Raw genomic sequence first — 25,363 nt, forward strand, 5'->3', positions numbered from 1 at the left:
TGCAACCCATCGCTAAGATTGCAAGCCAAGTAGTTCGAAGTAAATCGAAGTAGTTGGAAGTAAATTTTACATATCACCATTCAAAACTGGTGGATTTGGGTTAAACCCAGTCCGCTTCATGTAACGCTTGACCGCATTTGGCAAGCCTTTCTTATTTGCTTGCTCACGTTTCTCAACCAATCGCTTAGCATGTTCGTCATTGCGTACCATGTTTAATCCTTAAATTTCAGACAACAAAAAAGGCGACAATCTTTCGATTTCGCCTTATGTATAACTTATTTCAAATTTAACACAATCTTACCTAGTGCTGGGGTCAAAATCAAGGTTTTTATAAACTATTTTTTCAGCTTGTTCCAACATCTTGCCTGCGATTTTATGGCAAACAAATTTCTTTCTCGGGTCATCATCTTTCATTTTAATCTGCTTTGGGTACTCGAGCGGCGTTAGGTACCACTTTGCGATATCACGCAATGATGCGCCTTTGACGTATTTTAGAAAAAGAACCTCATACAACACCAGCCAATTCTTCTTCAAAACCAATACAGCTTTATCAATCGCCAAGGCTTCTTCATCGGTGATGTTTGGTTCCCGATTATTGCCAGTATGAAAGCAACCATTAGCGCGCATCAAAGCATACATCGGTGTGCTATGACGCTCATAACCTGTGTGCCTTGCCCACTTTCCCCATTCTTCGATTTTGTTGATCATTAAGCCCCCACTCGTTCAAAATTAAGCAATGATGCAGCCATCGCTTTGCTCAAAGCATTTACCGTCTTTATCTTTTTATCAATATGACTTATATCCAGCGCCAATCTTTCAAGGTCTGCCACGATATCGGCTTGCGTGTAGTGGTCCGGCACAAAAATAGGGAATTTTCTAAGTCGATTCATATCCATTTCTACTATCGTTTGACAGTTGTGAAATTCCTGAATCTCACGCTCATGCTTTTTTAGATAGTGATATAAGTAATCCTTGAATATCATTGGCTTCGGATCTACAACCAAACACGTTTCTGATGCCCAGATTGGTTCTCGCCATCTGTAAATTTTACCGACCGTGCCCCTGATGCTAATAGTAACGGTGTCATCACCTGTATTTGCCTTATCCGTGTAACCAGTGGGTTTTTTACCGCTGCCAATAATGGGAATATTGCCATCGGTTTTTTGGCAGTGTTTACCCTTCTTTAAATCCGCAACATCATCAAGCGTTAGCCACATAGCAACTCCCTTTGTTCTTTGCTGTAATACTCTTTTTCGTACTTAGCGATAAGCTTTTTAACTTGGTTAAAAAACTGAGGTAGTCCGACCTTCGCGCCCATCATTTCCCATAGCATCAGTTGGTTTTTGATATGTAACTCCAACCCATCAATATTCATTTGATTAAGTTGAATGTTCATCTGGTCGATATCGGCTTCTGTGTATTGGTACTCTTCAACAATCACCCTAGCAGTCTGCCAACGATATTCATCATCAAGTTGCTTTGTTTCACTGACAAGCGTTTCTTTAGCCTTGCAGTCATAGATAGATGTTTGATAGCTGCTATCCGTTTTCTGCTTGTCGATAACTAAAAAAAGTACGTCAATTTGCGTATCTTCAAACGCATTTTGAATAGTGTGAATTTCGGCTAATTGATTACCGATTAACTCACGCATTTTCTTTTCAGCATTGCGATAAGCCACGCCACAAAAACAAATATGAAAAGCGTAGCGACTGGTGTAATTAAGCGACTTTAAAATAAAAATATCGTCAACAGCGCCCGATTTTTTCCAAGAGAAATCGGCTTGAATTGCTGATTTTTCACTGTCTGATAAATCCTTGAATTTCATACTGAAAGGTGGATTCATAATCACACAATCAGCGAGAACGCCATTGTCAAACTCAAAAAATGACTGATTAAAAATCATTGAAGTTGGATAATTTTGCTTAACTGCTTCACAGCTTTCCGTTTGAATCTCTACGCCATATAACAGCTTAGGCTCGATGAATTGCTCCAGTTGACCGCTGCCGCACGCGCCATCAAATACGGTAGGATGTTCGCCACAGTAATGCTTAACTTTTTCAGCCAAGTATTGGCGCAATTCTTGACCAGTGATGTATTCAGCAAATTTCTTGGCTTTTTCTCGGTTGTTATGTTCAACGAAAGTCATACCTCTCTAACCTCTTTCCCCAGAATTTCCCACATCAATTTACGCTTAATCTTATAAACATCAGTTCTCGCGCCCTTGGCATCTTCGATGACCTCGCAATCTTTTTCGATATCCCAATAAACGAAATCAGCAACATAGGTCGTTTTTCGTTGAGTCTGACCACCGATGCGAGTGGTCGGCAGCAAATCATAAACAACTTGGCAGCATAGGTTTTTAATCTTGCCAGCGCGCTGTAAAAGCTCAAGCTGCTGATAACGGCGCATCTCTTTTTTACTATCAAACCATTTGCCGTTGTATTGGACCCGGATATTTTTATACTTGGATTTTTTCGGCTTGGTCTCTTTTGTGGTCCCGCGCTGAGAGAAAAGGTTTTTTGCTTGTTTTGGTGTCATGATTGCTGTCACTGCTCACTCCCTAAAATTAAATCCCCAAATTCGTGTTTAATTGCCTGTCCGTTTAAGCGCCACTTAGCCCACAATGCTGGGTGCAGACTCTCGTTGTGTGGGCTTTTGATGATGCGTCCGCTTATGTATTTGGTTGTCATAAGCTGATTGGTCCTGTTGTCGCGCCAAGTCAGCTCGCCGCGCTTAACCGCACAGACGTAGTAGCCTGTAGTGGTTAATTTGTGGTTTGGGTGGCTGAGGTGGGTCATGCCCTCACCCCTGCTAACATGGCTTTGATTTTTGCTAAGTGATCATCGGCAACCTTTTCATCGGCGGGAATATGTTTTTGCTCAATGCGGTGTGACTCTGGAATGATAAAACTCGCCCCATTGTCAAACTCATTGATAACTTGCATATAAACGCGCGCAAATTCTGGCTTAAACCTTTCCGTAGCACTTGCCAATACCCCAAAACCGATACGAGTTGCCGCTTCGTGTACGGTCTCATGCGTCCAGTTACGGTTAGCATTACCACGCATACCGCAATTCTGACAGGCCACATGAAAGGCAGTCTCTAACGACGGATAAGGATTGATATTTTCACCGCGTACCAGTCTTAAAAACTCTACAGCATTGTTTGGCATCCAATCTAAGTCCATCGAGCGTTTTTTAGCCAGATCAAACTCTTTGACGGTAACGCGTTTATCGGTTAATTCTTGCGCCCAAACTAAAACCATTGGGAACGACCAATCAAACTCTGCTTCATTGCGCGTTTGCATTTTGTTTTTAAAACGTGCTTTCCATGCAATGAACATCAACCGGATTGCTTCCGTCAGTTCGTTGCTGGGCTGCTTGCTGTGCGTAGTATGCTTGGGCATCTGCTGTGAGCTTGCTTGCATAGCCGAAGGTTGTGCTAGTGTCAAACTGCTGTGGCTGATTACTTGGTTGATGGTTTGCATGGTTAAATCCTTGGTTTAAATTCTGCGGTTGATTGATTCTGCGTTTTGGCTCAAAAACACCAGTCCAACTTGATTTAATTGATTTCTCTAAGGACTCGTTAACGTCTAAACCGTTCTCATGCCAAGCTTCAAAATCCTTGATGATTAACTGACAAGCGTTTTCGGTAGCGATTAATTTTTTGCCTTTGGCTTTTCGCATTTCGTGATAGCTTTTCCAAAGTTCAGGATTTACATAACTTGGAATTTCAAAATTCAAAGGATCAAAGTTTTCTGATTTCGAGCTTTGAGTTTTTAGCGAATTTTCTTTTTTATTTTTTTCTTTAATATCTTTTGTATTTAAATTGTCTTTCTTATTGTCTTTATAAGTGTGGCGCTTTTCGCCACTGGTGGCAGTGGCGTTTTGTGCCACTGGTTTATGTACTTTTTCGCCACTGGTGGCACTTTCCGCCACTGGTTTAGTAGTGGCGTTTTGTGCCACTGGTTTTGACTCTTTTAGCTCGTCAACGCCATACCAAATAGGACATTTTTTGTTAATGGAATATTCACTAACCTTTCCGTTTTTCTTAACGACAGTAATCAGTCCTGAATCAATAGCTTCATTAATGTACTTATAAGCTGTTTTAGCGCGCTCGGTCCCAAGTACGCGCATAAAAACGCTTGTAGGGATGGCTGTTGAATCGCGTCCAAATCCGTCAGTATGGCGAATAACCGTCATGACTATCCATCCAGCGCTCGCGGTGATATGCGTGCCAACAATGCTATCTATGACAGCGTTTGGCGTCTTGTGCCACTTATCCATGAGTAAGTCCGTATCTCTGTTCATAGTCATCACGCTACCGCCTTCTTGAATTTATTAGCTAAGTGAGTGATGCCCTTTGGTGTAAACATTGGCTGCATGGTTACTCGCTCTGCGCCATCTTGACCTTTATAGATGACTGATTTTTGCGCCATAAAGCCTTGATTAATACGATGTTGATATGCCTTTAAACGGCTGGCATCGTCACGATATAGCCAGTCATTCTTTAAGCACCAATCAACAAATTGGTTTTGATTCTTGTCCAAGGTTTTCGCGGTATCTCGCACGTTTTGATTGCCGATAGCATGACTAATGCGGTCAAGAGCATCTGCTTTCGGTTGCAGCTCATTGACCTTGCATTCCAATGCAATTTTTTCCTGCTCTGCCTGTAATGCAATTTGCAAAATCTCAAGGCGGGATAATTCTCTTGGTAGTTGGGTTTCTAGCTCTTGCCAGCGGCGATTGATGCGAATGCGTATATCAGCGCGGTAGCCAGTGACTAAATCAATGGATTGTTCTTTAGTGAGTAAGAATTCGCGATGTTGCTGTGAACCAGTGCTGGGGTGCGTGTAATACCCCTGCTCAATTTTGGGCAGGCCCATGTGAGTGTAGGTTTCATTAAGCAAATCAATGTCACGCAATACATTGCGATGTTCTTTGTCACATAGCTGTGCGATTTCTCGGCTTGACATTGTTTGTGCTGTTTGTTTTAATATCGCTAAATCATTCATGTTTAATTCCTTCTTGATTGATACCAAACCCAAACGATTGCCGTCGTTAGGGTTTTTTCATGCGCGTCGATACGCATTTACTTTACGTTTACTACCTGATTCGGCACGCATCGGATCGTTGGTGTGGCGCTCTACCGTAAACACTTCAAGCTCACCGTTAGCCACCATGTTTCGGCAGTAATAAGTTACTGACCGTTGGCATGAGGTATTGCTAATATCAGCAGGTACCACCACGCCATTAGCATTGATACAACGCCAGATCAATGTCGCTACCGATTGCTTGCCGTAGTCTGACCAGATTGCATCTGTTACGATTTTGGCTTTGTTTGGCAGTCTGCTCATACCATTACCGTTTTTTGCTAACCAAGCATCAGTATCAGCTACGGTAATTTTTGATTTTTTGGCATAGCTTGAGTGCTGTGCCAGTGGGTCGTGCTTGCCGTATTTATCAAGTTCGCTCATCGCACACCCGCCTTTGGCATAGCCACATCTTTAGCAACCAACAATCCATTCAACATGAAGACGTGAGCATCTGCTTCATCATGATGATGTTCGTCTTGAGCATCGATGATATGCGCTTGCGCTTTGTTGTCAGTGCGTATCGCTTCGTGACAGCAAACATCGTCTGTGTTATTGCAGAATTTGCAGTCATCTGGGTTGAATTTAGCCATTGATATCTCCTATCGAAATAAAATCTGTAAAAACTCTGGGCTTTCTGCCGAGTTCTTTAAAATCTCTTTAAATGCTTCAGCAATGACAGGTGAGCACATCAAGTCATCTTTATCAGATAGCTTGATGCCAAGCACAGCAGTCAAAACGGCAAAAAGCTCAATGCGACCTTCGCTTTTGAGTTTCGACACACCGCTTTCACTTATCCCAACTTTCTCACCCACTTCTTTTTGACCAATCTCGGAAAGTCGAGTCAATAAAAGCCGTTCGTTCTTTCGTGCGATTTCCTGTAGCTCAGGTGATAATTCACTTATCGGTTTATGGCACATAGGTCGCTCCTAGGCGGTTTCGAGTTGAGGGATGCCATCGGCTTTTAATTCACCTTTGGTTTGAATTTGGATGATGGCTTGGCGTTCGGTTGGGATGCCTTGATTTTTCCATTTATGAATAACCGCCTTTGATACATCTAGTTTTTCGGCTAACGCTGTGTCGGTTTTCACATGGAAAAATGACTTTAATTCATTAAATGTCATAGTTCACCTTTGTGGAATTTATTAGTTCACATTAGTAAACCACAAATTCCCTTTTAGGTCAATATTTAAGTTTACTATAGTGAATATATAGGAGTTTGTTATGAGTGAAATCACTGAAAGACTAATCGCCAGGGCGAATGAGCTTGGTTTAAAACAGGCGGATTTGATTAAAGGAACTGGCGCAGGAAAGACCACGGTTCATAAATGGTTTAATCATTTAAATGACCCAAGCGCAAAGTATCTGGACGACTTATCAAAGACATTAAAAACAACCACACAATGGCTGTTAACTGGCAGAGAGCCATCAGACAACACGCAGTCAGTTCTCGACCAAATACACGCCCTTGATAACGTCCGCGTTGATTATGGTGACGATGACGATAGCGGCATCAGAATACCCATCTATGATGTTTATTTTTGCTGTGGTGATGGCGATGCAGAGGACTTTGCCTTTGAAGAAGTTAAAGGTGACAGGATATTTCCCCCGCACTTCTTTACCGACAAAGGCGTCAAGCCTGAAAACTTCAAGCTCGTTTGTGCTAAGAATGATAGTCAAAAGCCTTATATCAATGAGCATGACATGGTGGGCATTGATATATCTGACCGCGAAATCAAAGACGGTGAAATGTATGCCATTTTGCTAGATGGTGAGCGTATGTTTAAGCGCATCTTTCGCGAGCCTGGGAATGTACTTAGATTGCACTGCTACAATCCAGACTATCCAGATAAAATCGTGACCGCTGAAAATCACTCAAGTTTGGTGATTGTTGGTCGTGAAATGTATCGGGCGGGATAATTGCTATGAGATTATTTTATTTACCACTTATTTTGATGATTGCTGGCTGCAATGATCCAAACGAAAAGGCAGAATATGGCGACTCAGGTTTGCCAAAAAATTGCCGAGCAATTGTGAAAGCTAATATTGAAGAATATCAAAAAGTCAAACAGGAAATGCACGACACAGAGATGCAATTAGGTGCCCGTTATGGTAATGATAGTTATGAGTATCGTGGCGAAGCAATAGACTACCATTTGATAGCTGAACAAAAAATTAATGATATTTTTGAGTCACTAAATAGAAACTGTGGGGAATACGGTTATTCATGGGGCAGCAATAAATGATATTTAATGGCTATACCAAACCCAAACCAATACTCACAGGCTGGTCATTAGAGAATGTTGACCCTGACCACTACTTCATTGTTTGGTTTATCTACAATGCGGATTTAATCACGCCAGCGACGAGGGCTAAGGGTTGGTGTGTTTATCGAGAGATTGAGTTGGATTTTTAAGCGGAACGCCACCCTGCTTGAGAGTGGCTAATTGGAGATGTAATAATGACGTTTTATTCAATTACTTATGATCTACACAAAGATAGAGATTACGAAAGATTATATGAAGGTATTAAAAAAGCCTCATATCAAAACAGTTGGGCAAGACCTACTCAGTCCCAATGGTTAGTCTACACGCAATTAACAAAAGAGCAACTGATAGCTTATTTAAGTAAATTTGTAGACAGAGACGATACTATATTCATTATCGAAGTTGATATTGAAGAGTACGAATATATCAATCTGCGCAAAGAGGTTGCAATATGGCTTTCTAATTAGATTTCTTAACACTTCCTATTCTTAAGCTCATATCGGTATCCCAATTTTCCTGAACGTATAGCGCATGGGCTAAGGCTTCGTGCTGATCTTCATTTTTCACACCTAAATCGATATCTTCTTGTAGATAAAAAGGACAATCAGCAATCTTAATACGAGTGCCTTTTGGAATAATCAGAGGTTTTAATTTTGGTTCAGCTTCGTTAAATTGCTTTGCACTATCACTGCTATCACAACCATAACGCTCGCCACTGACTATATACTTCACGATTTCTTGGGCATCATCAATCATTTGCTTGGCATGGTTGGGTTGATAATGTCCAGCATCGATTAAATCACGGACGATTTCTAAACGAATCTCTGCAATATCCATCATTTTCACCTTCAGTTACAAAAAAGTATAAAAATATTTTATCACATGACCCGCTTAAATGCGGGTTTTTTATTGCTTAAAATTCACTTATAAAAACAAATTTAATTAATTAGTTCACTTATGTGAAAATAATTCTTTACTTATTAAGTTCACTTTAGTAAACTAAACTCATCAACACGATAAGCCGATTATCGCGAAATTCAATTAAAGCTCAGGAACCTGTCAAGCCGTGCAGAGAACGGCACAAGTTAAAGATTCAGCGGCAGCACTGGCGATGGAGTTATGACCAAAGCCTAGAACGCTTTAAGGGAATGAGGACTGCTAACGACCCTTCGGCATACCGTAATAGCAAGTGGGCAGATAAGCCATAAGAGCAAAACCTGTATGTAGGCAAAAACAAAAATCCGATTGATTGCCGTAAGCAATCTCAAATCCAAGACAACAAAAAAGCCCCTGAACTTTGGACGGCAAAGGGGCTTTACTCAACTTATAAGGAGTGACCAGATTATGGCACAAAAACCAAAAACACGCAAATTTGAAGTGTTTTATCGTGACGCACGATATCCAAAAACGCTTTTAAGCATTCAAATCGAAGCATTTAACCCCACGGCAGCGCGCGGCGCGGTGCGTTGGGATGCCTGCAAGGATGGCATCGACATTTCAATTAGCAAGGTCGTCGAAATCAAAGAGGAGTCTGCCGCATGAAAGATAAACTTTTCATCGTGTTGGGTAAGCTCACCTTTGCCATGCTGTGCATTTTAGCATTTTTGGCGGCAGGTAAATTTGTCGGTCACGGCATTGTCACGGCATGGGACAGACAAGCGCAAGGCGAGCAAGCCTACATTAACAGTTACAAAGCTGACATCCAAGCTCACTGGAATAAGGATAACTGATATGGCATTACGCATCGTACCCGACAAAACCATTCATATTCCTGCTGAAAAATGTCATGCAGGTTTGGTAGTAAAAACTGACGAGCAAGGCATTGAGACCACATACGCAGTCAAGACTTTGCCAAACAGCAGCAAGCCCGCCGAGGTCAAAGTCAAGTATGCCGATGGCTGGCAAATTATTAGCCCAAAATCATGCCTTGATGTTACCGCTATCTTTGCTGAGTTTCTGGGCATTATGAACGGGCGTTTTCAAACGTCTAATCAGATTGCACCCCGTCCCCGCTGCTATGCTATTTTGACGGATGGTATCGTTAAAAACCGCGACCCACATGCTGCGCTAACTATCAAACACTACGATGGCATCATTGATAATGAATTTATCAAAGTTGATATGGATGAATTTCAGCGACGCCCGCTTGATCTATCTAGCGACTGGGAAATGTTTGAGCCAACAAGCCAGCATAAGGCCAAAATAAAAAGCCTAGTTAGCGGCACTAATCGTTACCTGGGCAAAAAGACCACAGCGATTAAGCTGCAGTCTCGCAGAAATGCCAGTACGGGTGTTTTCTGATGAATATCAGTGATTACTTTATCCCAGAGCCAAGCGAGAATGACTTGGCTTTAGAACAATATCAAATCGAACTTGAAGAACAACAAAAGGAAAAATCTTATGTCAAACCTAGCCGAAGTAATGCCAGCCATGCCAACGCAAGCACCAGCCACAACTGCCCTTTCTAACAGCACGGGTATTTTTCAATTTAGCAGTTTTGCCGAAACTATGCAGGCAGCACAAATTTTATCAAATTCAAGCCTTGTGCCAAAAGATTACCGTTGTTTTATCCCAACCAAAGAGTATGGGAAATTGCAGTATGACAACCAAGGCAACGTGATTGGCGAGAATAACCCAAACGCCACAGCTAACTGCCTGATCGCCTTAAATATGGCAAATCGCATGGGTTATGACCCACTGATGATTATGCAAAACCTGTATATCATCGAAGGCCGCCCAGCGTGGTCAAGCCAGTTTATCATCGCTGCTATCAATGCCTGCGGTAAGTTTTCGCCTTTACGTTTTGAAATCGTCAAGCACGGTATGACAGACGTGGAATATACAGTCACTCAAGGCTACGGCAAAAATAAAACTTCTGAAAATGTTAAAACCCAAGTTGAAAACGTATCATGCGTGGCATGGGCAATCGAGAAAGCCACCGGCGAGCGTATCGAATCCGCCAAAATCGACATGGTAATGGCGATCAAAGAAGGTTGGTACCAAAAGAACGGTAGCAAATGGCAAACCATGCCAGACCAAATGTTGCGTTATCGTGCAGCCGCCTTCTTTGGTCGCATCTATGCACCAGAGATTTTGATGGGTATTTATTCAGCCGATGAAGTACGCGATTTTGTTGACGTGACCCCAGAGCCCGCACCACAGCCAGCCGCACAACCAAAACAGCAACAACTACCCTGCTACGATATCAAGCCGCTATTAGCGCAAATCGAAGCGATTACCACGCTTGAGCAAGTTAGACCGCTTGGTGAGCATATCAAGGAGCTTAGCGAAAATCCAAATGTCAATCTTTGCGGTGATGATCTGCCAACGCTTAGAAATGCTTTGACTGTAAAGCGTGATGCTATCAAAGCTCAACTCGAAAGCGCCAAGACAGATACCGTTGTCGAAGCCGAGCCGGTTGCCAATGATGAGCCAGTCAGCGAGCCGAAAGAAAAAGCCACGTTGACAGGTGAAAAAAAGGTTGCCAGCGACCTGATGAAACTAATCAGCGGCATGACGCTAGATAATCTTAATGATGTTCGCGCTGAACTATACGCTGCCCAAGCGCAGTTAAGCGAGGCAACCTTCAATCAGCTAGATGCAGTGCTTGAAAGCAATCTTGAAGCATTGACCCAAGCCTAACCAAAAAAGTGCCACTGGCAACGGTGGCATTTACTATCTATCAATAAGTGAGCGAATTATGAAACTACAAGATTTTTTAAAGTGTAAGAAAGTGCGATGCGTTAAGGCTTATGACGATTGCCTGAAAATTGGCAAAGAATACGATGTTATAGATATTAGCGTAGAAATAAAGGTAAAAGATGACGAGGGAAATTTTCTTTACTGGGAATTTGACCATTTCGAGCCAGTCCTAGACTCAGCAGAAAACCCACTGCAAGGAGCAGAGCTAACGCCTGAGTTTGAAGCGGTATCCCCTAAATTTAAGGTGGGGGATAAGGTTTATTACAGAGCTTATGCGGACATATGTGTAGTTAGTGATGTTTCTGACCTTGGTGAAGTGCAAATAAAAGGCTGGAGAGAAGACTATTACAATTCAAGATACTTCTGCCATGCCACCCAAGAAAACTACGAAATGCTATGCAATCTATACCCGCATATCGAGTTTGAGCAGCCGCCTAAGCCGTTGAGCGGGGATGATATTGTAAGAGCTATGCTCAAAAAAGGCATTAAGAATGTGCTTTGTTTATGGGGAAATGGCGACAAAATCATTATTGACCGATTGGATTATAAGGGCAGTTTAATGAGTACAAATTGCAATATTGTTGGTGGACTGACGCCTATTGATTGGTACACAGGCGAGCCACTAACCGAGGCGGTACTTGATGAATAAACGTACCGCAAAACGCATTCGCCAAAACAACCACCGACTCTATCATGAGTCGGTGAAGTGTGAAATAAAGTTTAAAGAGGCAGCCAAAGCGCTGCCTATGCCAGCGATCAAGATGGATAAAAAATAAGGAGAAAGCCGTGAGCAATAAACCCACCAAGGCAGAAATCCTAGCTAACATTGCATGGATTTATAACGGCAATCACTACGAGAACCGTGAGGATATAGGAATGGCGATTGACGGTTATTTCACTACTCACAACATGATTGGCGAAGTCATTGAGCCAATTGACTATCATCGCAATGTTGAAATCGATTTTTGGCGAGCAAAAGATAGTTTCACCAAACAGTTTGAAAAGAACCCTGGTCAATTTTGGAAAAAGTATTTTTATGAGTATGAAGCAAAGGGTATCAAATCAGCATTTGACTCAACAAGCTATAAAACAAGTGTCTTTCGTGGAACTTACAGCACGTTTGGTATGTTCAAGAAGATACTAGACTTAGGATTTGAACCTTACGATATTTTTAGCGAAACTTGCCGAATCGAAAACCATCAAAGCTCATATTGTCGGGAGCCACGCCAACACTATATCGGTATGCTCAAACATTGCAAAACAGGTCAATTTGTTGGCTGTGCGGTGCCGGCATATATGTTTTTAAATGAGCTGTATGAAAAATACTATTTTCATTTAACCCCAAAACCACTTGGTTTTGTTGGCAGTGAAGGAAGTTTTGGCTTTCAATCAGCTTTGGATGTGAACGGTATTAGCTATGTGTCCGCCGTTGAAGCTAAGCCCATGGCCACCAGGCAAAAAAAGACTATTGAAGAAAATCAACCTGACTTATTTGGAGAACTGGCATGATACCACGCAAAAAATGGGCGACCTACACTGCCCACGAAAAAGAACTGATGAAAACAGCCGTCACTCATGCCAGTCCGGATGAGTACTTTACGCCTGAGTATGCAGCCGCCTTTATTGGCGTATCGCCTCGCACGCTGCAGAGTTGGCGCGACAATGACAGCGACAAGCTTGAGTACTCTAAACCATGCCGAAGTGTTGTACTTTATCAAGCAAGAGTCTTACATGGATTCTTACAGCGCATGACTTACAAATGTACTGCCAATTATCGTAAAGCCAGCTGAACGCTGGCTTTTTTTATACTCAAAAAGAAATCCTTATCCACGCGGCCAATCTAAAATAGCACCCCATTTTGCAGTATACCCGAGTATATTGAATATACTTTTCATCAGCGAAATTGGCTAAAAATATACTGAAAATATACTTGAAATATGTCGTTACATGATTTTTTATGAATTTATATGAAGTCTAAAAAACCTTAAAAGCCTTGAAAACACTGAGGTTGTGAAGCCTTACGCATTGATATGAATTATCATGTTTTCACATGAATTTAACTATCTAAGAATTTAAAATCCCTCGCTCTTACGAGCGTGCCGGTTCAAGTCCGGCCCCGGGCACCATTGATTAAGCCTAAACTTTTACGTTTAGGCTTTTTTGTTGCCGGCTATTTTTTAACTTTTACTTTTTGTCTTTCAAATAATGGTTAGCTGCCTAAGTTAATGGCACCACTCTCATCACTTCTTCAAACGTCGTCACCCCTTCGGCAATCTTTTTTGCCCCTGCCAGTCTTAACGGTTGCAACCCATCTTGATAGGCTTTTTGCGCGATTTGCGACAAGTCAGCGCCTTCGCTAATCAATTTTTTAAGCGCATTACTGAGCACCATGATTTCATACAATCCCACTCGCCCAAGATAGCCAGTGTTACGGCAGTGTTCACAGCCAACGGCATGATTGATGGTATCTGGGGCGGCGGCTTTCCAAGGACTGACTAACGCCTGCCATGTCTGCTGCTCAATGTCATTCATGGGCTTATTGGATTTACAATGTGGGCAAAGGGTACGCACCAAACGCTGTGCCATGATGCCCAAGATGGTCGCTGAGGTTAAAAACGGCGCCACGCCCAAATCATGCAGCCTTGTTAACGAACTGGGTGCATCATTGGTATGTAAAGTCGATAACACCAAGTGCCCAGTCAGCGATGCTTGTACTGCCATTTCTGCGGTTTCGGTATCGCGAATCTCGCCAATCATGATGATATCGGGGTCTTGACGCATCAACGAGCGAATACCGTCAGCAAAGGTCAAATCAATGTTATTTTGAATTTGCATTTGGTTAAATGACGGCTCCACCATCTCAATGGGGTCTTCGATGGTACAGACATTGACTTCTTCTGTCGCCAGTTTTTTGAGGGTACTGTACAGCGTCGTGGTTTTACCCGAGCCTGTCGGACCTGTGACCAAAATAATACCATTGGCTTTACGGGTCATGTCATCCCATTTTTGCAAATCCCGCCCTGTGAGCCCCAACTGTTCAAAAGAGCGCACCAGTACCTCGGGGTCAAATACCCGCATCACCAATTTTTCGCCAAACGCAGTGGGGAGTGTCGATAACCGCAGCTCGGTTTCTTGACCTTTGGGGGTACGGGTTTTGAGCCGTCCGTCTTGCGGTTTACGTTTTTCAGCGACATTGAGTCTTGCTAAAATTTTTATCCGAGCCACTACCGCGGTCATAATTCCAGTCGGCATTTGATAAACGGTATGCAAAATACCATCGATACGAAAACGCACGTTGCTTTTATCTCGGCGCGGCTCTAAGTGAATATCACTGGCACGCTGGTCAAAAGCGTACTGTAATAGCCAATCGACAATTTTGACGATGTGTTGGTCATTGGCATCGGGATTTTCAATATTGGCGGCATTGCCCAATTGTAATAATGCTTCGACATTGGTGATATCGGCATCCGCGCGTTTTTGCTGATGGTTTGCCCCGGCAATGGCTTTGGTGACTTGATAAAATTCTTGGCGATAGCGGTTGATTTGCTCGGGACTGATTAATACGGTTTTGATTTTTTTGGGCGACACGATATGCGCAATATTGAGCTGCCAATCTTGATAAAATGGCTGGTCAGTACCGATTTCCACCGTATCTTGGGTGACGGCGACTGGCAAAATGTGCTGCGAGCGCGCATATTCAAATGACATAATTGATGTCACTGAGGGCACATCGGTTTTCAGCGGGTCAATACGTACATAATCAACGCCTGCTTTTTGTGCCAACCAGCGATTGAGCTGGTCCAGACTGAGCGCCATGTGCGTGGTTTTATCGACTAGATGAAAGCCTGCAATCACTTGCAGGGGATGCAAGGTTTTGCGGTTATGGGTCATCACCAAATTATAATCACGTTGGTCAATGACGCCATCTTTTAGCAGTTCATTAAGACACCAACGGGTATCAATTATCATTGAAAAAGCATTGGAGAGCATAGGTTTTCCAAAACGATTGCGCCAATAGAATAGCAATTAGGGTCAATCGGGTTAAAGGATTAAAATTATCATAAAAATGAGTGAAATAAATTACCACGCTATCCATCGGTATGGTTGGGCAAGCTATATTGACAACGTAGTATCAACAATATGGGCAAGAATATAAGGGCGACTACTGGTATAGTCCTTTGCCATCAAATCGGTGCAATCGCAAAAAATACAGCCCAGATAAAATCGTCATGATACCCAATATGATAAAACTGTATGAAAACGCGGTTTGCGTCTGTGCCAGCGAGGCGCGAGCGGGCGTCAGTAAATGTAACAGCATCGCCCCAAAGCCAATCCCAAAACTAATCGCCAATTGTTGGTTGACGGACAATAAACTATTGCCACTGCTGGTTTGACTTGGGCGAAGCCGTGCGATACTGATGGTGTTCATCGTGCTAAATTGTAGCGAATTACACGCCCCCATAAAAGTCAAAAATGGCACACTTAGCCAAATCGGCGTGGTTTGATTGAGTTGTGATAGCAGCATGATATTAACCCCAATCAACAAGGTATTGCCCGCCAATGTTCTACGATAACCAAATCGCTTCACAATACGCGTGACCAGCGGCTTGGTCAACAGCGCGCCCACCGCAATCGGTGCCAACATCCAACCCGCTTGTGACGGCGAATAACCCTGCACCACTTGCAGCAGTAGCGGCAGTAGAAAAGGAATCGCACTCATCCCCAAACGGGTCAGCAAATTGCCAACAATGCCCACCCGAAAGGTACGCACTTGAAACAAATCCAAGCCAAATAGCGGTTGTTGTCCATTACGCGATTCTGAGTATTTGGCGTGATAATAATAGCCAATGAGCAGCATAATCGCCAATAAAGCAACCATCACGGGAAAAACCGCTGAAGCCAGATTATCGGCATGAATGTTATTGGCAAACTCGAGCGCAAAGGTAAAGCTTGCCATCGCGCCACCAAACAGCAAAAACCCAAGCAAATCCATGCTGGGATTGCGCTGTAGATAGTTGGGCATCAGTTTCCACCCTGCCCACATCCCCAATGCCCCCATAGGAATATTAATCAAAAAAATCCAATGCCAGCTTGCCAGCTCCACCAAATACCCCCCGACCAAAGGCCCAATCACTGGCGCAATCATCGCAGGCATTACCGCATAATTCATCACCGACAGCATACGTTCTCGCGGATAGCTTTTAATCAGCGTTAACTTGCCCACAGGCATCAGCATCGCACCGCCCAATCCTTGCACCACGCGAGAAAAAATTAGGCTATTGAGCGTTGGTGACACCGCACACATCATCGAGCCTGCCGTAAACACGCCAATCGCCACCATAAAGGTGGTTTTAGTACCATACTTATCGGCAATAAAACCACTAATCGGGGTAAAAATTGCCAAAGTGAGCGCATAGCTAATCACTGTCCACTGCATTGATAACGCAGGCTGATTTAAATCATGCGCCATCGCAGGCAAAGCGGTATTGAGCACCGTTGAGTCTAAAATTTGCATAAACAAAGCGATTGCCACCACGATTGGCAAATATTTGGTTTGCGCGGGGGTTAAGGCAGCTATAGCAAATAGGTCATGCTGTGGCTTTTTGTCTTCGGTAATGATGGAATTTGGCATGGTTAACTTTTAACAATTGCTAAAGGGGCTGTAATTAACTGCCTGTAATCAAGTGGTTATATAAGTGCTTGTAATAAAATCACTAGGATTAAATGACTATGGCAAATTGGCTATAACCAAGCAAACTTACGTAACAACGTGGTTCACGATAATTGTTAACTTTCTAATGTTTTGACAGCAAACCCGCTAGTTTTCACTGCTGTGCGCAATTAGGGCAGTCACATAGGGATTTTGTGGTTGGCTGAAGATATTGTCTGTCGTATCATACGCTTGTGTTTCGCCATTTTTCAATACCAGTATCGTTTGACACAATGCCTTAACCACCTGCAAATCATGGCTGATAAAAATATAGCTTAAGCCAAATTTTGCTTGAATATCTCGCAATAACTTCACTATTGCCACTTGGGTGCTGCTATCAAGCGCCGATGTTGGCTCATCGAGTAACAAAATTTTGGGCTTCATTACCAATGCCCGCGCAAGTGCCACCCGCTGACGCTGACCGCCTGAAAGCTCATGCGGATAACGGCTGATAAAATCTCGTGGCAACCGCACTGTATCTAAGGCTGCTAACACCGCTTTTTCACGCGCCGTTTTTGCCATACCTTGGATGGTTAGCCCTTCTTCAATTATCTCAAACACACTAAACCGTGGATTGATACTGGCATACGGGTCTTGAAATACCATTTGAATATCCGAGCGATACGGCAAAAAGGCTTTATTCGACAACGCTAAAACGTCCGTCATGTGAGCATTGGCTGACAGCAAAATCTGACCTTGCACCTTGGCGGCATTCGCCAATAATTTGATGAGTGCCAAAGCCATGGTGGTTTTGCCAGACCCAGACTCGCCCACTATACCCAAGGATTGCCCTTGATTAAGGGTCAAATTTAACCCTTTGACCGCCTCAAACCATTGGGTGGTTTGACCCAATATATTGTTTTTTTGGGGAAAAGCAATGGTTAACTGTTTAACTTCTAAGACGCTGGGGGAATTGTCAATGATTGGCAAACTTTGTCCAAAATCTTGATAAATCAATGAGCGAGTATAACTGTGCTGCGGATGGTCAAAAATTGCTTGGGTCGCCCCCTGCTCCATGACCTTGCCTTGCTGCATGACGATGAGGTTGTCACTGTAGCGTTTGACAAGGTTTAAATCATGGCTAATCAAAATCATTGCCATGCCCCGCTCGTTTTTTAGCCGATGCAGTAACCCCAAAATCTCATGGCGAAGCGTGACATCTAGGGCGGTGGTTGGCTCGTCTGCGATAATAATATCAGGGTCTTGCGCGAGTGCCATCGCTATCATGATACGCTGTCGTTGCCCACCAGATAGCTCGTGCGGATAGCGGGCAAGTTTGCTTTCAGGGTTGGTAATATTGACTTGGGAAAGCAGCGCTAGGGTACGCTGTCGCCAGTGTTTTTTTGCCACGCCAGCCAGATTTAACGATTCGGCGATTTGTTTGCCCACCGTGTGCAAAGGATTTAAGGCGGTCATCGGTTCTTGAAAAATCATGCCGATGCGTTTGCCACGGATTTGGCGAAAAATGTTTTGGTTTTGCTTTCTGCTTTTGGAATAGGTGCTTAGGCTATTTTCAATGGGTAAGTTGATGGTTTTGTCACTTTGGCTGTCTGTTAAATGGGCTTGTCCTGTTATGCTTAGACTATTTGGCAGCAGTCCAAGTAAGGCTAGGCTTGATATGGATTTTCCCGAACCCGATTCACCGACAATGGCGAGCGTTTCGCCTGTGTGCAGGGTATAAGATAGGTTATCGACCAGCGTTTGGGTGGCGGATTTGATTGTTAGGTCTTTGACTTTGAGTAACTCGCTCATTTATCATTTCCTTGAATGGTCAAACTTTTATCCGTATGCACGAGCGTCCCCGCCACAAAACCTGAACTCATATTTTTATCCTTTTAACTATTTATTAAAATGTGTATAATATCAAAGAATCATACACAAAGGCGAAATGATATGCGAACTAACATCATAATAGATGACAATCTAATGCAACAGACCCTACAAGCCACAGGTATTAAAACTAAAAAAGAAGCCGTCGAACAAGGGCTAAAGCTACTCTTGCAAAAAAGCCAACAACAAAAAATCCGTGACTTACGGGGCAAACTGCATTGGGAAGGCGACTTAGCCGAAATGCGTAAAACAGGTGTTGAAGCGTGAACTTGCCTATCATCGCTGATACTAGCGTTTGGATAGACTATTTTAACGGTCATTCAACACCTCACACCGATTTTTTGGACACGCAACTTGAGGCAAGTAATGTGGCGATTTTTGATGTGATTTTGATGGAAATCTTGCAAGGTTTTCGCCTTGATACAGACTACAATCAAGCCAAAAATGCCTTTGATAGTTTATTATGTTACGATATTTTGAACCAACAAAATGCGATTAAATACGCTGATTATTACCGCCAATTACGCAAGCAAGGCATTACCATTCGTAAAGCCAATGATGTGATGATTGCTAGTTTTTGCGTTGAACATCAATTACCCCTGTTATTTTGCGATAGGGATTTTATTCCGTTTACTCAGCATTTTGGGTTGATTGCTGCATTGAATTTTAGTTAATTCAAGACTGCCGTGGGTCAAACGCATCTCGCAGCGCTTCCCCAATAAAAATCAGCAGCGACAACACAATCGTCAAACTAAAAAACCCAGCCAAAGCGAGCCACGGTGAATCCAAATTATCTTTTCCCTGCGAAATTAGCTCCCCCAAAGACGGCGACCCTGCAGGCAAGCCATAGCCCAAATAATCGAGCGTGGTGAGTGCCGTGATATTCGCGGTCAAAATAAACGGCAACTGTGACAGACTCGACGACATCGCATTGGGCAAAATATGGCGAAACATAATCTTGCCATCACTCACGCCCATCGCCTTGGCAGCCCGCACATAATCAAAATTTCTCGCTCGCAAAAACTCAGCACGCACCAGACCAACGAGCCCCATCCAGCCAAAGAGCAGCATTAAGCCAAACAACACAAACACACTGGGGCTAAACAGACTGACCAAAATAATAATCATAAACAGCTGTGGTAAACCGCCCCACACTTCCATCAGCCGCTGACCCACCAAATCTGTCCAGCCGCCAAAATACCCTTGCACCGCCCCTACTGCAATGCCAATGATTGACCCTGCCACCGTCAACGCCAACCCGAATAATAGCGATACACGCAAACCATACAATACCCTCGCCAGCACATCTCGACCTTGGTCGTCGGTACCGAGCCAGTTTTGGGCATTGGGCGGCGCAGGAAACGGCACTGAGCGCATGACACTAGGCGTTTGGTCGGCAAACGGTATCATAGGCTCAATCATATAGCCATGTTGGTTGATTAGGTCTTTGACCACAGGGTCTTGGTAGTTGGTTTCGGTTTCGAACACACCGCCAAAGGTAGTTTCGGGGTAAGACTTGACGATGGGAAAATACCAGTGATTTTGGTAATTAACCAGTATGGGCTTGTCATTGGCGATAAGGTTTGCCCCCATGCAGGCAAGGAAAATCAAGCTAAACATGATGAGCGAAACAAATCCCAACCGATTACGCCGAAAGCGGTGAATGCGCGCTTGCCAAACAGGATGTTTTATCAGCATTAGCGACCCTCAAAATCAATACGGGGATCAATGAGATGATAAGTCACATCACTTATCAACTGCAAAATCAGCCCCATCAAGGTAAAAATAAACAACGTGCCAAAAATCACCGGATAATCGCGTTGCCCAATCGCTTCAAACCCCAGTCGTCCCAAACCATCCAAATTAAAAATTACTTCAATCAAAAAATTGCCGGTAAAAAATATTCCCACAATCGCCGACGGCAAGCCTGCAATAATAATCATCATCGCATTGCGAAATACGTGACCGTATAGCACTTTTTTTTCGCTTAACCCTTTACTGCGAGCCGTCAGCACGTATTGTTTGTTCAACTCTTCCATAAAACTAAATTTGGTCAAATACGCCAGGCCCGCAAACCCGCCAATCGTGCTTGCCGTGATGGGTAATGCCAAATGCCAAAAATAATCTTTGATTTTGCCAAACGTGGACAGCTTATCAAAATTCTCACTCACCAAGCCTTGTAGCGGAAAAATCTGCCAATAACTTCCCCCTGCCAACATCACCAGTAACACCACCGCAAGCACAAACACAGGCACGGCATAACTCACCGCAAGCAGCAACGCGGTGGTTTTATCCATCAGTGAATTATGGCGTCTGGCTTTGGCAATCCCAAGCGGCACAGCGATTAGATAAATCAGTAGCGTACTCCAAAGCCCTAGCGAAATCGACACGGGCATTTTATCCAAAATCAGCTCGCCCACCGGTTTGCCTTTAAAAAATGAGGTACCAAAATCGCCCTTGGCATAGCTTGTCAGCATGAGCCAAAACCGCTCGAGCGCGGGTTTATCAAAGCCATATTGTTTTTTGATAGCCTCGACCATGTCTGGCGATAAACCCCGACTGCCTTGATAAGTGGTCGTTGACAGCTGGGTTTGGGTGGCGCCCTGTTTTTGTTCTGCTTCAATTTGGGATATTTTTTGCTCGACAGGACCGCCCGGCGCCGATTGGACAATGGCAAAGTTGGTGAGTAGAATCAAAAACAAAGTGGGGATGATTAACAACAGCCGTTTAAGAATATATTTGCCCATGGTTATCCCTCATTATTAGCCTTAATGGTTACCTTTAATTGTTGCCCTTAAAAGTTATTTTTTAGTTGGCGTAAGGCTTTAAATATCTCAAACGGACTGTCATCCTCAATTCCTGTTTGCGTTTGTACGGTTTTTATCATCTCATCACTGGGTGCAAGCACCGCACGCATAAACGGATTGATGGCTTTTTCATCGGCTAACGAGGTTGGCAAAGTTGGCGTATTTTGCTGGCGTAACTCACTGTCATGCGCTATTGCCTGTGCAATGGCTGGGTTATTGGGCTCGATAAACTGGGCAAAGTTAAGATTTGACAAGGTATACTCATGGGCAGGATAAAATAGCGTTTCATCGTCATGTAACTGCGCAAAACGGTCAAAGCTTTCAAACAACGTCTCAATCGTGCCGGTGAAAACCCGGCCACAACCTGCGCGAAATAGCGTATCTCCACAAAAAATATGCAGACGGTTATCAAGCGTCACTAAGTACGCTAAGTGATTTTCGGTATGCCCTGCCACCTGCCACACCTGCACAGGACTGCCCCAAGCGGTTAATTCGCGCCCTTCAGCGACGGGGATTAACTGTGTGGCATTGATTAACGAGTGAATATTGACATGCGCAAAAATCTGTGCGTTTGGAAACACATTTGCCAATGCTGTTACGCCGCCGATGTGGTCGCTGTGATGATGGGTCACCCATATTTGGGTGATGGTTAGATTTTCACGGTTGACAAATTCTATAACAGGCTCAGCATCGCCAGCATCGACAATAATCACTTCTTGTATTTCATCATTGATCATCGCCCAAATGTAGTTGTCAGTGAAGGCTGGGATTGGGTGGATTTTTAGCATTGTTTTATTCCTTATTATTTTCCTAAATACTGCATGACTTGTGCTTGTTTGTCTTTGTTCACCCACCAATAATCGATACCGATGGCATTGCTTGGCAGCGGCCCATGCTCATAAAATTTCCAATACGCCACATTGTCAGTATGCTTGCCATAAGTCGGCACGACATAATAGCCCGCCCGTAGCAGACGGTCTAATACTTTGCTGTATAGCACAATATCATCACGATTTTTGGAGACTATGAGTTTGGCAATCACCGCATCAATGGCTTTGTTTTTGATACCCGCCGAGTTTTGGTTGCCTTTTTCGTCTGCGGCTTGTGAGCCCCACATATAGGTTTGCTCGGCGCCAGGGGACAAACTTTGGGCAAACATATCGATAATCATGTCATAGTCGTATCTGCGAGTGCGCTCTAGGTACTGGGGGACATCGGCTTGGCGAAAGCTTGTCTCAAACCCGAGTCGTCGCAGGTTACGTAAAAACGGCAACACAATGCGCGCATTCTTGTCATCGGCGGATAAAAATTCCAGTTTGGCGGGCTGACCATTGGGCTGATATAGCTTCATATTTTGGTATTTGAAACCTGCTTGTAGCAGCAATTGACGCGCTTTTAATAAATTGTCTCGATTAAATCCATCGCCAGTTGATTTGGGGGCTTGCCAATCGCTTAAAACAGCCTGTGTTTGAATGGGCTCAAGGTCAGGTAATAGCGGATTGATAACCGCCAGCTCTTGGGGCGTCGGTGTGCCGGTTGCGGCAAGCGCTGACCCATGAAAAAAGCTTTGCAAGCGTTCATACTGCCCATAAAACATGGTTTTATTGAGCCATTCAAAATCATACGCCAGTGTCATCGCTTGGCGCACCCGAATATCTTGAAAAATCGGTCGGCGCAAATTCATCACAATCGCTTGCATCGGTACGGGGTTGTTATTGGCGATTTGCGCTTTGGTGATCATGCCTGCTTTGACGGCAGGAAAGTTATAACCCGTCGACCATGTCCGCGCTTTGTTTTCGGCACGGAAAAAATATTCGCCGGATTTAAAGCCTTCAAATGCCACTTCGGGGTTTTGATAATATACATACTTAATTTGGTCAAAATTATACCGACCGACATTCACTACCACGCCCGCTTCAGGTTTGGCGCCCCAATAGTTGGGGTCGCGCACATAAGTAATGGCGCGTCCTGCATCGATTGTGCCGACTTTATACGCGCCACTGCCCATCAGTGGCGTCAGTCCGACTTTATCAAAATAGCCATCAATCGATTTTTTTGACCAAATCGGCATTTGCGCGACGGTCAGTTTGATTTCTTGGTTGTCTTTAGATTTAAAAATAAATTTGACGGTTTGTCGATCTATCACTTGCGTTTCTTTGACATCCGATAAGTAGCTACGCATACTCATCACGCCTTTTGTGAGCAGTGCATCCATACTGGCTTTGACATCTTGCGCCGTCACAGGCGTGCCATCCCAAAAATAGGCTTTGGGGTTGATGTGATAAATAACCCAGCTTGGGTCATCTGGGTCATAAGTGACTTTATCCGCCAGTAGTGGGTACTGCACAAACGCTTCAGAGAGCGAACCTGTCATCAAACTTTCAAACAAATAATCGGTGCCGGTCACAGGCGTACCGACATCAATCCATTTATTAATGCTGTCAAAGGTGCCGATGGCAGATAGGCTCAACACACCGCCTTTGGGAGCGTTGGGATTGGCATACGGTAAATGAGAAACATTGGCAAATTGCGCGGTGCTGTTGTGAGCGATAGATGTGCCAGTGATGATAGCAGTATTGGCAGCGGACGCGACCACTAATAAGCCCAGCACCCAGTATTTTTTGCCGAATGTTTGGCGAGTGATTGCCCTCATCCAGTGGGCTGGTTTTATCATCCTGTCTTTTTTCACTTGCATCCCCATGACCCCTTCAACTATTTTTCAAAAACCCTTGGTATGGCTAGCTGTTATCCCTCATATGCCCCACACCCGCCAACTATAAAAAAGACTTAACAAGCATTTTAGCTGTTAAGTCTTAATGTAGCATGATTGTTAAATCTTTTTATACGCTAGTTTGTTCAAACTGCTGCATAAATTTGATTAACTTTTCAACGGTCGCCAAATCAATCGCGTTATAAATACTGGCGCGCATGCCGCCCACTGACCGGTGTCCTTTAAGATTCAACAATCCTGCTTCGTCGGCTTTAGCTAAGAAGGTTTTATCAAGTTGACTATCTGCCAAGGTGAAGGGTACATTCATGATTGAGCGGTTGTCTTTGTTGACAGGGTTTTGATAAAAATCGCTTTGGTCGATAAATTCATACAGCTTTTGCGCTTTTAACAAATTTTGTTGATAGATTGCCTCGACACCCCCTTGCTCAAGCAACCATTCAAACACCAAACCTGCCAGATACCAAGAAAAAGTTGCGGGGGTATTGACCATCGAATCATTGTCGGCTTGGTTTTTATAGTCCAAGATACTTGGGCAAACCAAGTTGGCATGACCGATCAAATCATCACGGACAATCACAAGTGTCAAACCTGCAGGACCGATATTTTTTTGCGCACCTGCATAAATCAGTCCAAATTTTGATACATCTATTGGGCTAGATAGGATGCAAGATGACATATCCGCCACGATGGGTACATTGACCGCTGGCACATCAAACATCGCCAAGCCATTAATGGTCTCGTTGGGGCAATAATGGAAATAATCGGCGTTGTCATTAAGTTGCCAGCTATCACGTGGAGGGACAATAGTATAGTTGCTGTCTTTGGCAGAAGCGACGACATTGATTTTGCCTAGCCCCGCTTGCTCATAGCGTTTGGCTTCGCTGATGGCTTTTTTAGACCAAATGCCGGTGTCTAAATAATCAGCCTCCCCTTTGAGTAAATTCAATGGAATGGCTGAAAACTGCAAGCTTGCGCCACCTTGCAAAAATAGCACTTTATAATTGTCAGGAATGTTCATCAGCTTGCGCAAATCCTGCTCGGCTTTTGAGGCAATGCCCACAAATTCACTGCTACGGTGGCTCATCTCCATCACCGACATGCCTGAGCCCTGCCAATTTAACAATTCGGCTTGCGCTTTTTGCAGCACTGCAGTCGGCATAGATGCTGGGCCTGCACAAAAGTTAGCAACACGTTGATCAAAGCTGACACTCATAGCACGTTCCT

General features: G+C 43.8%; 35 protein-coding genes. 14 read left to right on the top strand and 21 right to left on the bottom strand.

Annotated features, from left to right (window positions below; genetic code table 11):
* Nucleotides 1-66: 66 nt before the first annotated feature.
* The 12 genes from RTS10_RS03435 to RTS10_RS03490 all read right to left on the bottom strand — a co-directional run bounded on the left by RTS10_RS03435 (nucleotide 67) and on the right by RTS10_RS03490 (nucleotide 6,216).
* Nucleotides 67-210, bottom strand: coding sequence for a hypothetical protein (locus RTS10_RS03435; protein WP_312539244.1), 144 nt, complete (start codon nucleotides 208-210; stop codon nucleotides 67-69).
* Nucleotides 211-297: 87 nt separating this feature from the next.
* Nucleotides 298-708 (bottom strand): antiterminator Q family protein, encoded by a 411-nt coding sequence (locus tag RTS10_RS03440; protein WP_312539245.1) that lies wholly within the window; start codon nucleotides 706-708, stop codon nucleotides 298-300.
* Nucleotides 708-1,217: a restriction endonuclease subunit S gene (locus RTS10_RS03445; RefSeq protein ID WP_312539246.1), complete on the bottom strand. Its 510-nt coding sequence runs from the start codon at nucleotides 1,215-1,217 to the stop codon at nucleotides 708-710. The genes RTS10_RS03440 and RTS10_RS03445 overlap by 1 nt, the downstream gene beginning before the upstream one ends.
* On the bottom strand, nucleotides 1,208-2,146 hold the full coding sequence (locus tag RTS10_RS03450; protein ID WP_312539247.1) for an N-6 DNA methylase: 939 nt from the start codon (nucleotides 2,144-2,146) through the stop codon (nucleotides 1,208-1,210). Before RTS10_RS03450 ends, RTS10_RS03445 begins: the two co-directional genes overlap by 10 nt.
* Entirely contained in the window at nucleotides 2,143-2,550 is a 408-nt protein-coding gene (locus RTS10_RS03455; RefSeq protein ID WP_312539248.1) for a DUF1064 domain-containing protein, read from the bottom strand. Before RTS10_RS03455 ends, RTS10_RS03450 begins: the two co-directional genes overlap by 4 nt.
* Nucleotides 2,551-2,794: 244 nt before the next feature.
* Nucleotides 2,795-3,343, bottom strand: coding sequence for a hypothetical protein (locus RTS10_RS03460; RefSeq protein ID WP_312539250.1), 549 nt, complete (start codon nucleotides 3,341-3,343; stop codon nucleotides 2,795-2,797).
* Nucleotides 3,315-4,319, bottom strand: coding sequence for a hypothetical protein (locus tag RTS10_RS03465; RefSeq protein ID WP_312539251.1), 1,005 nt, complete (start codon nucleotides 4,317-4,319; stop codon nucleotides 3,315-3,317). Before RTS10_RS03465 ends, RTS10_RS03460 begins: the two co-directional genes overlap by 29 nt.
* Complete coding sequence (locus RTS10_RS03470) at nucleotides 4,316-5,014, bottom strand: phage antirepressor KilAC domain-containing protein (protein WP_312539252.1); 699 nt, start codon at nucleotides 5,012-5,014, stop codon at nucleotides 4,316-4,318. Before RTS10_RS03470 ends, RTS10_RS03465 begins: the two co-directional genes overlap by 4 nt.
* A 57-nt stretch (nucleotides 5,015-5,071) precedes the next feature.
* Nucleotides 5,072-5,476 carry a hypothetical protein gene (locus tag RTS10_RS03475; RefSeq protein ID WP_312539254.1) on the bottom strand — a complete coding sequence of 135 codons (405 nt, stop codon included), beginning with the start codon at nucleotides 5,474-5,476 and terminating at the stop codon, nucleotides 5,072-5,074.
* Nucleotides 5,473-5,685: a hypothetical protein gene (locus tag RTS10_RS03480; protein WP_312539255.1), complete on the bottom strand. Its 213-nt coding sequence runs from the start codon at nucleotides 5,683-5,685 to the stop codon at nucleotides 5,473-5,475. Before RTS10_RS03480 ends, RTS10_RS03475 begins: the two co-directional genes overlap by 4 nt.
* A 9-nt stretch (nucleotides 5,686-5,694) precedes the next feature.
* On the bottom strand, nucleotides 5,695-6,012 hold the full coding sequence (locus tag RTS10_RS03485; protein ID WP_312539257.1) for a CII family transcriptional regulator: 318 nt from the start codon (nucleotides 6,010-6,012) through the stop codon (nucleotides 5,695-5,697).
* A gap of 9 nt (nucleotides 6,013-6,021) precedes the next feature.
* A complete protein-coding gene (locus RTS10_RS03490) occupies nucleotides 6,022-6,216 on the bottom strand; it encodes a Cro/CI family transcriptional regulator (protein WP_312539258.1) in 195 nt (64 codons plus the stop codon).
* A 100-nt stretch (nucleotides 6,217-6,316) separates the two neighbouring features.
* Between RTS10_RS03490 and RTS10_RS03495 the strand changes: the two genes are divergently transcribed.
* The 3 genes from RTS10_RS03495 (at nucleotide 6,317) to RTS10_RS03505 (ending at nucleotide 7,826) form a co-directional block, all read left to right on the top strand.
* Nucleotides 6,317-7,012 (top strand): S24 family peptidase, encoded by a 696-nt coding sequence (locus RTS10_RS03495; protein WP_312539259.1) that lies wholly within the window; start codon nucleotides 6,317-6,319, stop codon nucleotides 7,010-7,012.
* 5 nt (nucleotides 7,013-7,017) lie between these two features.
* Nucleotides 7,018-7,338: a hypothetical protein gene (locus RTS10_RS03500; RefSeq protein ID WP_312539260.1), complete on the top strand. Its 321-nt coding sequence runs from the start codon at nucleotides 7,018-7,020 to the stop codon at nucleotides 7,336-7,338.
* 215 nt (nucleotides 7,339-7,553) lie between these two features.
* Nucleotides 7,554-7,826, top strand: coding sequence for a hypothetical protein (locus RTS10_RS03505; RefSeq protein WP_312539261.1), 273 nt, complete (start codon nucleotides 7,554-7,556; stop codon nucleotides 7,824-7,826).
* Here the strand turns inward: RTS10_RS03505 and RTS10_RS03510 are convergent.
* Complete coding sequence (locus RTS10_RS03510; protein WP_312539263.1) at nucleotides 7,819-8,199, bottom strand: hypothetical protein; 381 nt, start codon at nucleotides 8,197-8,199, stop codon at nucleotides 7,819-7,821. The two genes, RTS10_RS03505 and RTS10_RS03510, sit on opposite strands and share 8 nt — an antisense overlap.
* Before the next feature lie 504 nt (nucleotides 8,200-8,703).
* On the opposite strand from RTS10_RS03510, the gene RTS10_RS03515 reads away from it, so the two are divergent.
* From RTS10_RS03515 to RTS10_RS03555, 9 genes are all read left to right on the top strand, one after another.
* On the top strand, nucleotides 8,704-8,901 hold the full coding sequence (locus RTS10_RS03515) for a hypothetical protein (RefSeq protein ID WP_160001477.1): 198 nt from the start codon (nucleotides 8,704-8,706) through the stop codon (nucleotides 8,899-8,901).
* Entirely contained in the window at nucleotides 8,898-9,089 is a 192-nt protein-coding gene (locus RTS10_RS03520) for a hypothetical protein (RefSeq protein ID WP_312539265.1), read from the top strand. The genes RTS10_RS03515 and RTS10_RS03520 overlap by 4 nt, the downstream gene beginning before the upstream one ends.
* 1 nt (nucleotide 9,090) lies before the next feature.
* Nucleotides 9,091-9,660, top strand: a complete 570-nt coding sequence (locus RTS10_RS03525; protein ID WP_312539266.1) for a hypothetical protein — start codon at nucleotides 9,091-9,093, stop codon at nucleotides 9,658-9,660.
* A complete protein-coding gene (locus RTS10_RS03530) occupies nucleotides 9,660-9,827 on the top strand; it encodes a hypothetical protein (RefSeq protein ID WP_312539267.1) in 168 nt (55 codons plus the stop codon). The genes RTS10_RS03525 and RTS10_RS03530 overlap by 1 nt, the downstream gene beginning before the upstream one ends.
* Nucleotides 9,760-11,001: a recombinase RecT gene (locus RTS10_RS03535; RefSeq protein WP_312539268.1), complete on the top strand. Its 1,242-nt coding sequence runs from the start codon at nucleotides 9,760-9,762 to the stop codon at nucleotides 10,999-11,001. Before RTS10_RS03530 ends, RTS10_RS03535 begins: the two co-directional genes overlap by 68 nt.
* Nucleotides 11,002-11,059: 58 nt before the next feature.
* Complete coding sequence (locus RTS10_RS03540) at nucleotides 11,060-11,710, top strand: hypothetical protein (RefSeq protein WP_312539269.1); 651 nt, start codon at nucleotides 11,060-11,062, stop codon at nucleotides 11,708-11,710.
* A complete protein-coding gene (locus RTS10_RS03545) occupies nucleotides 11,703-11,837 on the top strand; it encodes a hypothetical protein (protein WP_312539270.1) in 135 nt (44 codons plus the stop codon). Before RTS10_RS03540 ends, RTS10_RS03545 begins: the two co-directional genes overlap by 8 nt.
* A 10-nt stretch (nucleotides 11,838-11,847) precedes the next feature.
* Entirely contained in the window at nucleotides 11,848-12,570 is a 723-nt protein-coding gene (locus tag RTS10_RS03550) for a hypothetical protein (protein ID WP_312539271.1), read from the top strand.
* A gap of 78 nt (nucleotides 12,571-12,648) precedes the next feature.
* The gene (locus tag RTS10_RS03555) at nucleotides 12,649-12,813 is read left to right on the top strand and encodes a hypothetical protein (RefSeq protein WP_312539273.1); all 165 of its coding nucleotides are present in this window, start codon (nucleotides 12,649-12,651) and stop codon (nucleotides 12,811-12,813) included.
* A gap of 465 nt (nucleotides 12,814-13,278) precedes the next feature.
* On the opposite strand, the gene tfpB is transcribed toward RTS10_RS03555, so the two are convergent.
* The 3 genes from tfpB to RTS10_RS03570 form a co-directional block, all read right to left on the bottom strand.
* On the bottom strand, nucleotides 13,279-15,051 hold the full coding sequence (gene tfpB, locus RTS10_RS03560; protein ID WP_312539274.1) for a type IV pilus assembly ATPase TfpB: 1,773 nt from the start codon (nucleotides 15,049-15,051) through the stop codon (nucleotides 13,279-13,281).
* Nucleotides 15,052-15,223: 172 nt separating this feature from the next.
* On the bottom strand, nucleotides 15,224-16,693 hold the full coding sequence (locus RTS10_RS03565) for a DHA2 family efflux MFS transporter permease subunit (protein WP_286130640.1): 1,470 nt from the start codon (nucleotides 16,691-16,693) through the stop codon (nucleotides 15,224-15,226).
* Nucleotides 16,694-16,879: 186 nt separating this feature from the next.
* The gene (locus tag RTS10_RS03570; protein ID WP_312539275.1) at nucleotides 16,880-18,523 is read right to left on the bottom strand and encodes an ATP-binding cassette domain-containing protein; all 1,644 of its coding nucleotides are present in this window, start codon (nucleotides 18,521-18,523) and stop codon (nucleotides 16,880-16,882) included.
* A gap of 141 nt (nucleotides 18,524-18,664) precedes the next feature.
* Between RTS10_RS03570 and RTS10_RS03575 the strand changes: the two genes are divergently transcribed.
* Nucleotides 18,665-18,868: a type II toxin-antitoxin system VapB family antitoxin gene (locus RTS10_RS03575; protein WP_040403039.1), complete on the top strand. Its 204-nt coding sequence runs from the start codon at nucleotides 18,665-18,667 to the stop codon at nucleotides 18,866-18,868.
* A complete protein-coding gene (vapC, locus tag RTS10_RS03580) occupies nucleotides 18,865-19,275 on the top strand; it encodes a type II toxin-antitoxin system VapC family toxin (RefSeq protein WP_312539276.1) in 411 nt (136 codons plus the stop codon). The genes RTS10_RS03575 and vapC overlap by 4 nt, the downstream gene beginning before the upstream one ends.
* 1 nt (nucleotide 19,276) lies before the next feature.
* Here the strand turns inward: vapC and RTS10_RS03585 are convergent, their stop codons facing one another.
* The 5 genes from RTS10_RS03585 to serC form a co-directional block, all read right to left on the bottom strand.
* Entirely contained in the window at nucleotides 19,277-20,299 is a 1,023-nt protein-coding gene (locus RTS10_RS03585; RefSeq protein WP_312539278.1) for an ABC transporter permease, read from the bottom strand.
* Nucleotides 20,299-21,348 carry a microcin C ABC transporter permease YejB gene (gene yejB, locus RTS10_RS03590; RefSeq protein WP_096489127.1) on the bottom strand — a complete coding sequence of 350 codons (1,050 nt, stop codon included), beginning with the start codon at nucleotides 21,346-21,348 and terminating at the stop codon, nucleotides 20,299-20,301. The genes RTS10_RS03585 and yejB overlap by 1 nt, the downstream gene beginning before the upstream one ends.
* Nucleotides 21,349-21,395: 47 nt before the next feature.
* Complete coding sequence (gloB, locus tag RTS10_RS03595; protein WP_312539280.1) at nucleotides 21,396-22,196, bottom strand: hydroxyacylglutathione hydrolase; 801 nt, start codon at nucleotides 22,194-22,196, stop codon at nucleotides 21,396-21,398.
* A gap of 14 nt (nucleotides 22,197-22,210) precedes the next feature.
* Entirely contained in the window at nucleotides 22,211-24,082 is a 1,872-nt protein-coding gene (locus tag RTS10_RS03600) for an extracellular solute-binding protein (protein WP_312539281.1), read from the bottom strand.
* Between the two features lie 166 nt (nucleotides 24,083-24,248).
* Complete coding sequence (gene serC / locus RTS10_RS03605; RefSeq protein ID WP_312539282.1) at nucleotides 24,249-25,352, bottom strand: 3-phosphoserine/phosphohydroxythreonine transaminase; 1,104 nt, start codon at nucleotides 25,350-25,352, stop codon at nucleotides 24,249-24,251.
* Between the last annotated feature and the right edge of the window lie 11 nt (nucleotides 25,353-25,363).

Origin of the sequence: Moraxella sp. CTOTU47616, assembly GCF_032017465.1 — a bacterium.
GTDB classification, from domain to species: Bacteria; Pseudomonadota; Gammaproteobacteria; order Pseudomonadales; family Moraxellaceae; genus Faucicola; species Faucicola tetraodonis.

Excerpts from the sequence above, each read along its gene's own strand:
- gloB (WP_312539280.1), bottom strand. The coding sequence starts at position 22,196 with ATGCTAAAAATCCACCCAATCCCAGCCTTCACTGACAACTACATTTGG.
- RTS10_RS03545 (WP_312539270.1), top strand. The coding sequence starts at position 11,703 with ATGAATAAACGTACCGCAAAACGCATTCGCCAAAACAACCACCGACTC.
- serC (WP_312539282.1), bottom strand. The coding sequence starts at position 25,352 with ATGAGTGTCAGCTTTGATCAACGTGTTGCTAACTTTTGTGCAGGCCCA.
- RTS10_RS03555 (WP_312539273.1), top strand. The coding sequence starts at position 12,649 with ATGAGTACTTTACGCCTGAGTATGCAGCCGCCTTTATTGGCGTATCGC.
- tfpB (WP_312539274.1), bottom strand. The coding sequence starts at position 15,051 with ATGCTCTCCAATGCTTTTTCAATGATAATTGATACCCGTTGGTGTCTT.
- RTS10_RS03495 (WP_312539259.1), top strand. The coding sequence starts at position 6,317 with ATGAGTGAAATCACTGAAAGACTAATCGCCAGGGCGAATGAGCTTGGT.
- RTS10_RS03600 (WP_312539281.1), bottom strand. The coding sequence starts at position 24,082 with ATGATAAAACCAGCCCACTGGATGAGGGCAATCACTCGCCAAACATTC.
- RTS10_RS03490 (WP_312539258.1), bottom strand. The coding sequence starts at position 6,216 with ATGACATTTAATGAATTAAAGTCATTTTTCCATGTGAAAACCGACACA.
- RTS10_RS03520 (WP_312539265.1), top strand. The coding sequence starts at position 8,898 with ATGAAAGATAAACTTTTCATCGTGTTGGGTAAGCTCACCTTTGCCATG.
- RTS10_RS03575 (WP_040403039.1), top strand. The coding sequence starts at position 18,665 with ATGCGAACTAACATCATAATAGATGACAATCTAATGCAACAGACCCTA.
- RTS10_RS03460 (WP_312539250.1), bottom strand. The coding sequence starts at position 3,343 with ATGTTCATTGCATGGAAAGCACGTTTTAAAAACAAAATGCAAACGCGC.
- RTS10_RS03470 (WP_312539252.1), bottom strand. The coding sequence starts at position 5,014 with ATGAATGATTTAGCGATATTAAAACAAACAGCACAAACAATGTCAAGC.
- RTS10_RS03585 (WP_312539278.1), bottom strand. The coding sequence starts at position 20,299 with ATGCTGATAAAACATCCTGTTTGGCAAGCGCGCATTCACCGCTTTCGG.
- RTS10_RS03475 (WP_312539254.1), bottom strand. The coding sequence starts at position 5,476 with ATGAGCGAACTTGATAAATACGGCAAGCACGACCCACTGGCACAGCAC.
- RTS10_RS03450 (WP_312539247.1), bottom strand. The coding sequence starts at position 2,146 with ATGACTTTCGTTGAACATAACAACCGAGAAAAAGCCAAGAAATTTGCT.
- RTS10_RS03565 (WP_286130640.1), bottom strand. The coding sequence starts at position 16,693 with ATGCCAAATTCCATCATTACCGAAGACAAAAAGCCACAGCATGACCTA.
- RTS10_RS03485 (WP_312539257.1), bottom strand. The coding sequence starts at position 6,012 with ATGTGCCATAAACCGATAAGTGAATTATCACCTGAGCTACAGGAAATC.
- RTS10_RS03480 (WP_312539255.1), bottom strand. The coding sequence starts at position 5,685 with ATGGCTAAATTCAACCCAGATGACTGCAAATTCTGCAATAACACAGAC.
- RTS10_RS03530 (WP_312539267.1), top strand. The coding sequence starts at position 9,660 with ATGAATATCAGTGATTACTTTATCCCAGAGCCAAGCGAGAATGACTTG.
- yejB (WP_096489127.1), bottom strand. The coding sequence starts at position 21,348 with ATGGGCAAATATATTCTTAAACGGCTGTTGTTAATCATCCCCACTTTG.
- RTS10_RS03440 (WP_312539245.1), bottom strand. The coding sequence starts at position 708 with ATGATCAACAAAATCGAAGAATGGGGAAAGTGGGCAAGGCACACAGGT.
- RTS10_RS03510 (WP_312539263.1), bottom strand. The coding sequence starts at position 8,199 with ATGATGGATATTGCAGAGATTCGTTTAGAAATCGTCCGTGATTTAATC.
- RTS10_RS03570 (WP_312539275.1), bottom strand. The coding sequence starts at position 18,523 with ATGAGCGAGTTACTCAAAGTCAAAGACCTAACAATCAAATCCGCCACC.
- RTS10_RS03500 (WP_312539260.1), top strand. The coding sequence starts at position 7,018 with ATGAGATTATTTTATTTACCACTTATTTTGATGATTGCTGGCTGCAAT.
- RTS10_RS03445 (WP_312539246.1), bottom strand. The coding sequence starts at position 1,217 with ATGTGGCTAACGCTTGATGATGTTGCGGATTTAAAGAAGGGTAAACAC.
- RTS10_RS03515 (WP_160001477.1), top strand. The coding sequence starts at position 8,704 with ATGGCACAAAAACCAAAAACACGCAAATTTGAAGTGTTTTATCGTGAC.
- RTS10_RS03505 (WP_312539261.1), top strand. The coding sequence starts at position 7,554 with ATGACGTTTTATTCAATTACTTATGATCTACACAAAGATAGAGATTAC.
- RTS10_RS03540 (WP_312539269.1), top strand. The coding sequence starts at position 11,060 with ATGAAACTACAAGATTTTTTAAAGTGTAAGAAAGTGCGATGCGTTAAG.
- RTS10_RS03435 (WP_312539244.1), bottom strand. The coding sequence starts at position 210 with ATGGTACGCAATGACGAACATGCTAAGCGATTGGTTGAGAAACGTGAG.
- RTS10_RS03535 (WP_312539268.1), top strand. The coding sequence starts at position 9,760 with ATGTCAAACCTAGCCGAAGTAATGCCAGCCATGCCAACGCAAGCACCA.
- RTS10_RS03525 (WP_312539266.1), top strand. The coding sequence starts at position 9,091 with ATGGCATTACGCATCGTACCCGACAAAACCATTCATATTCCTGCTGAA.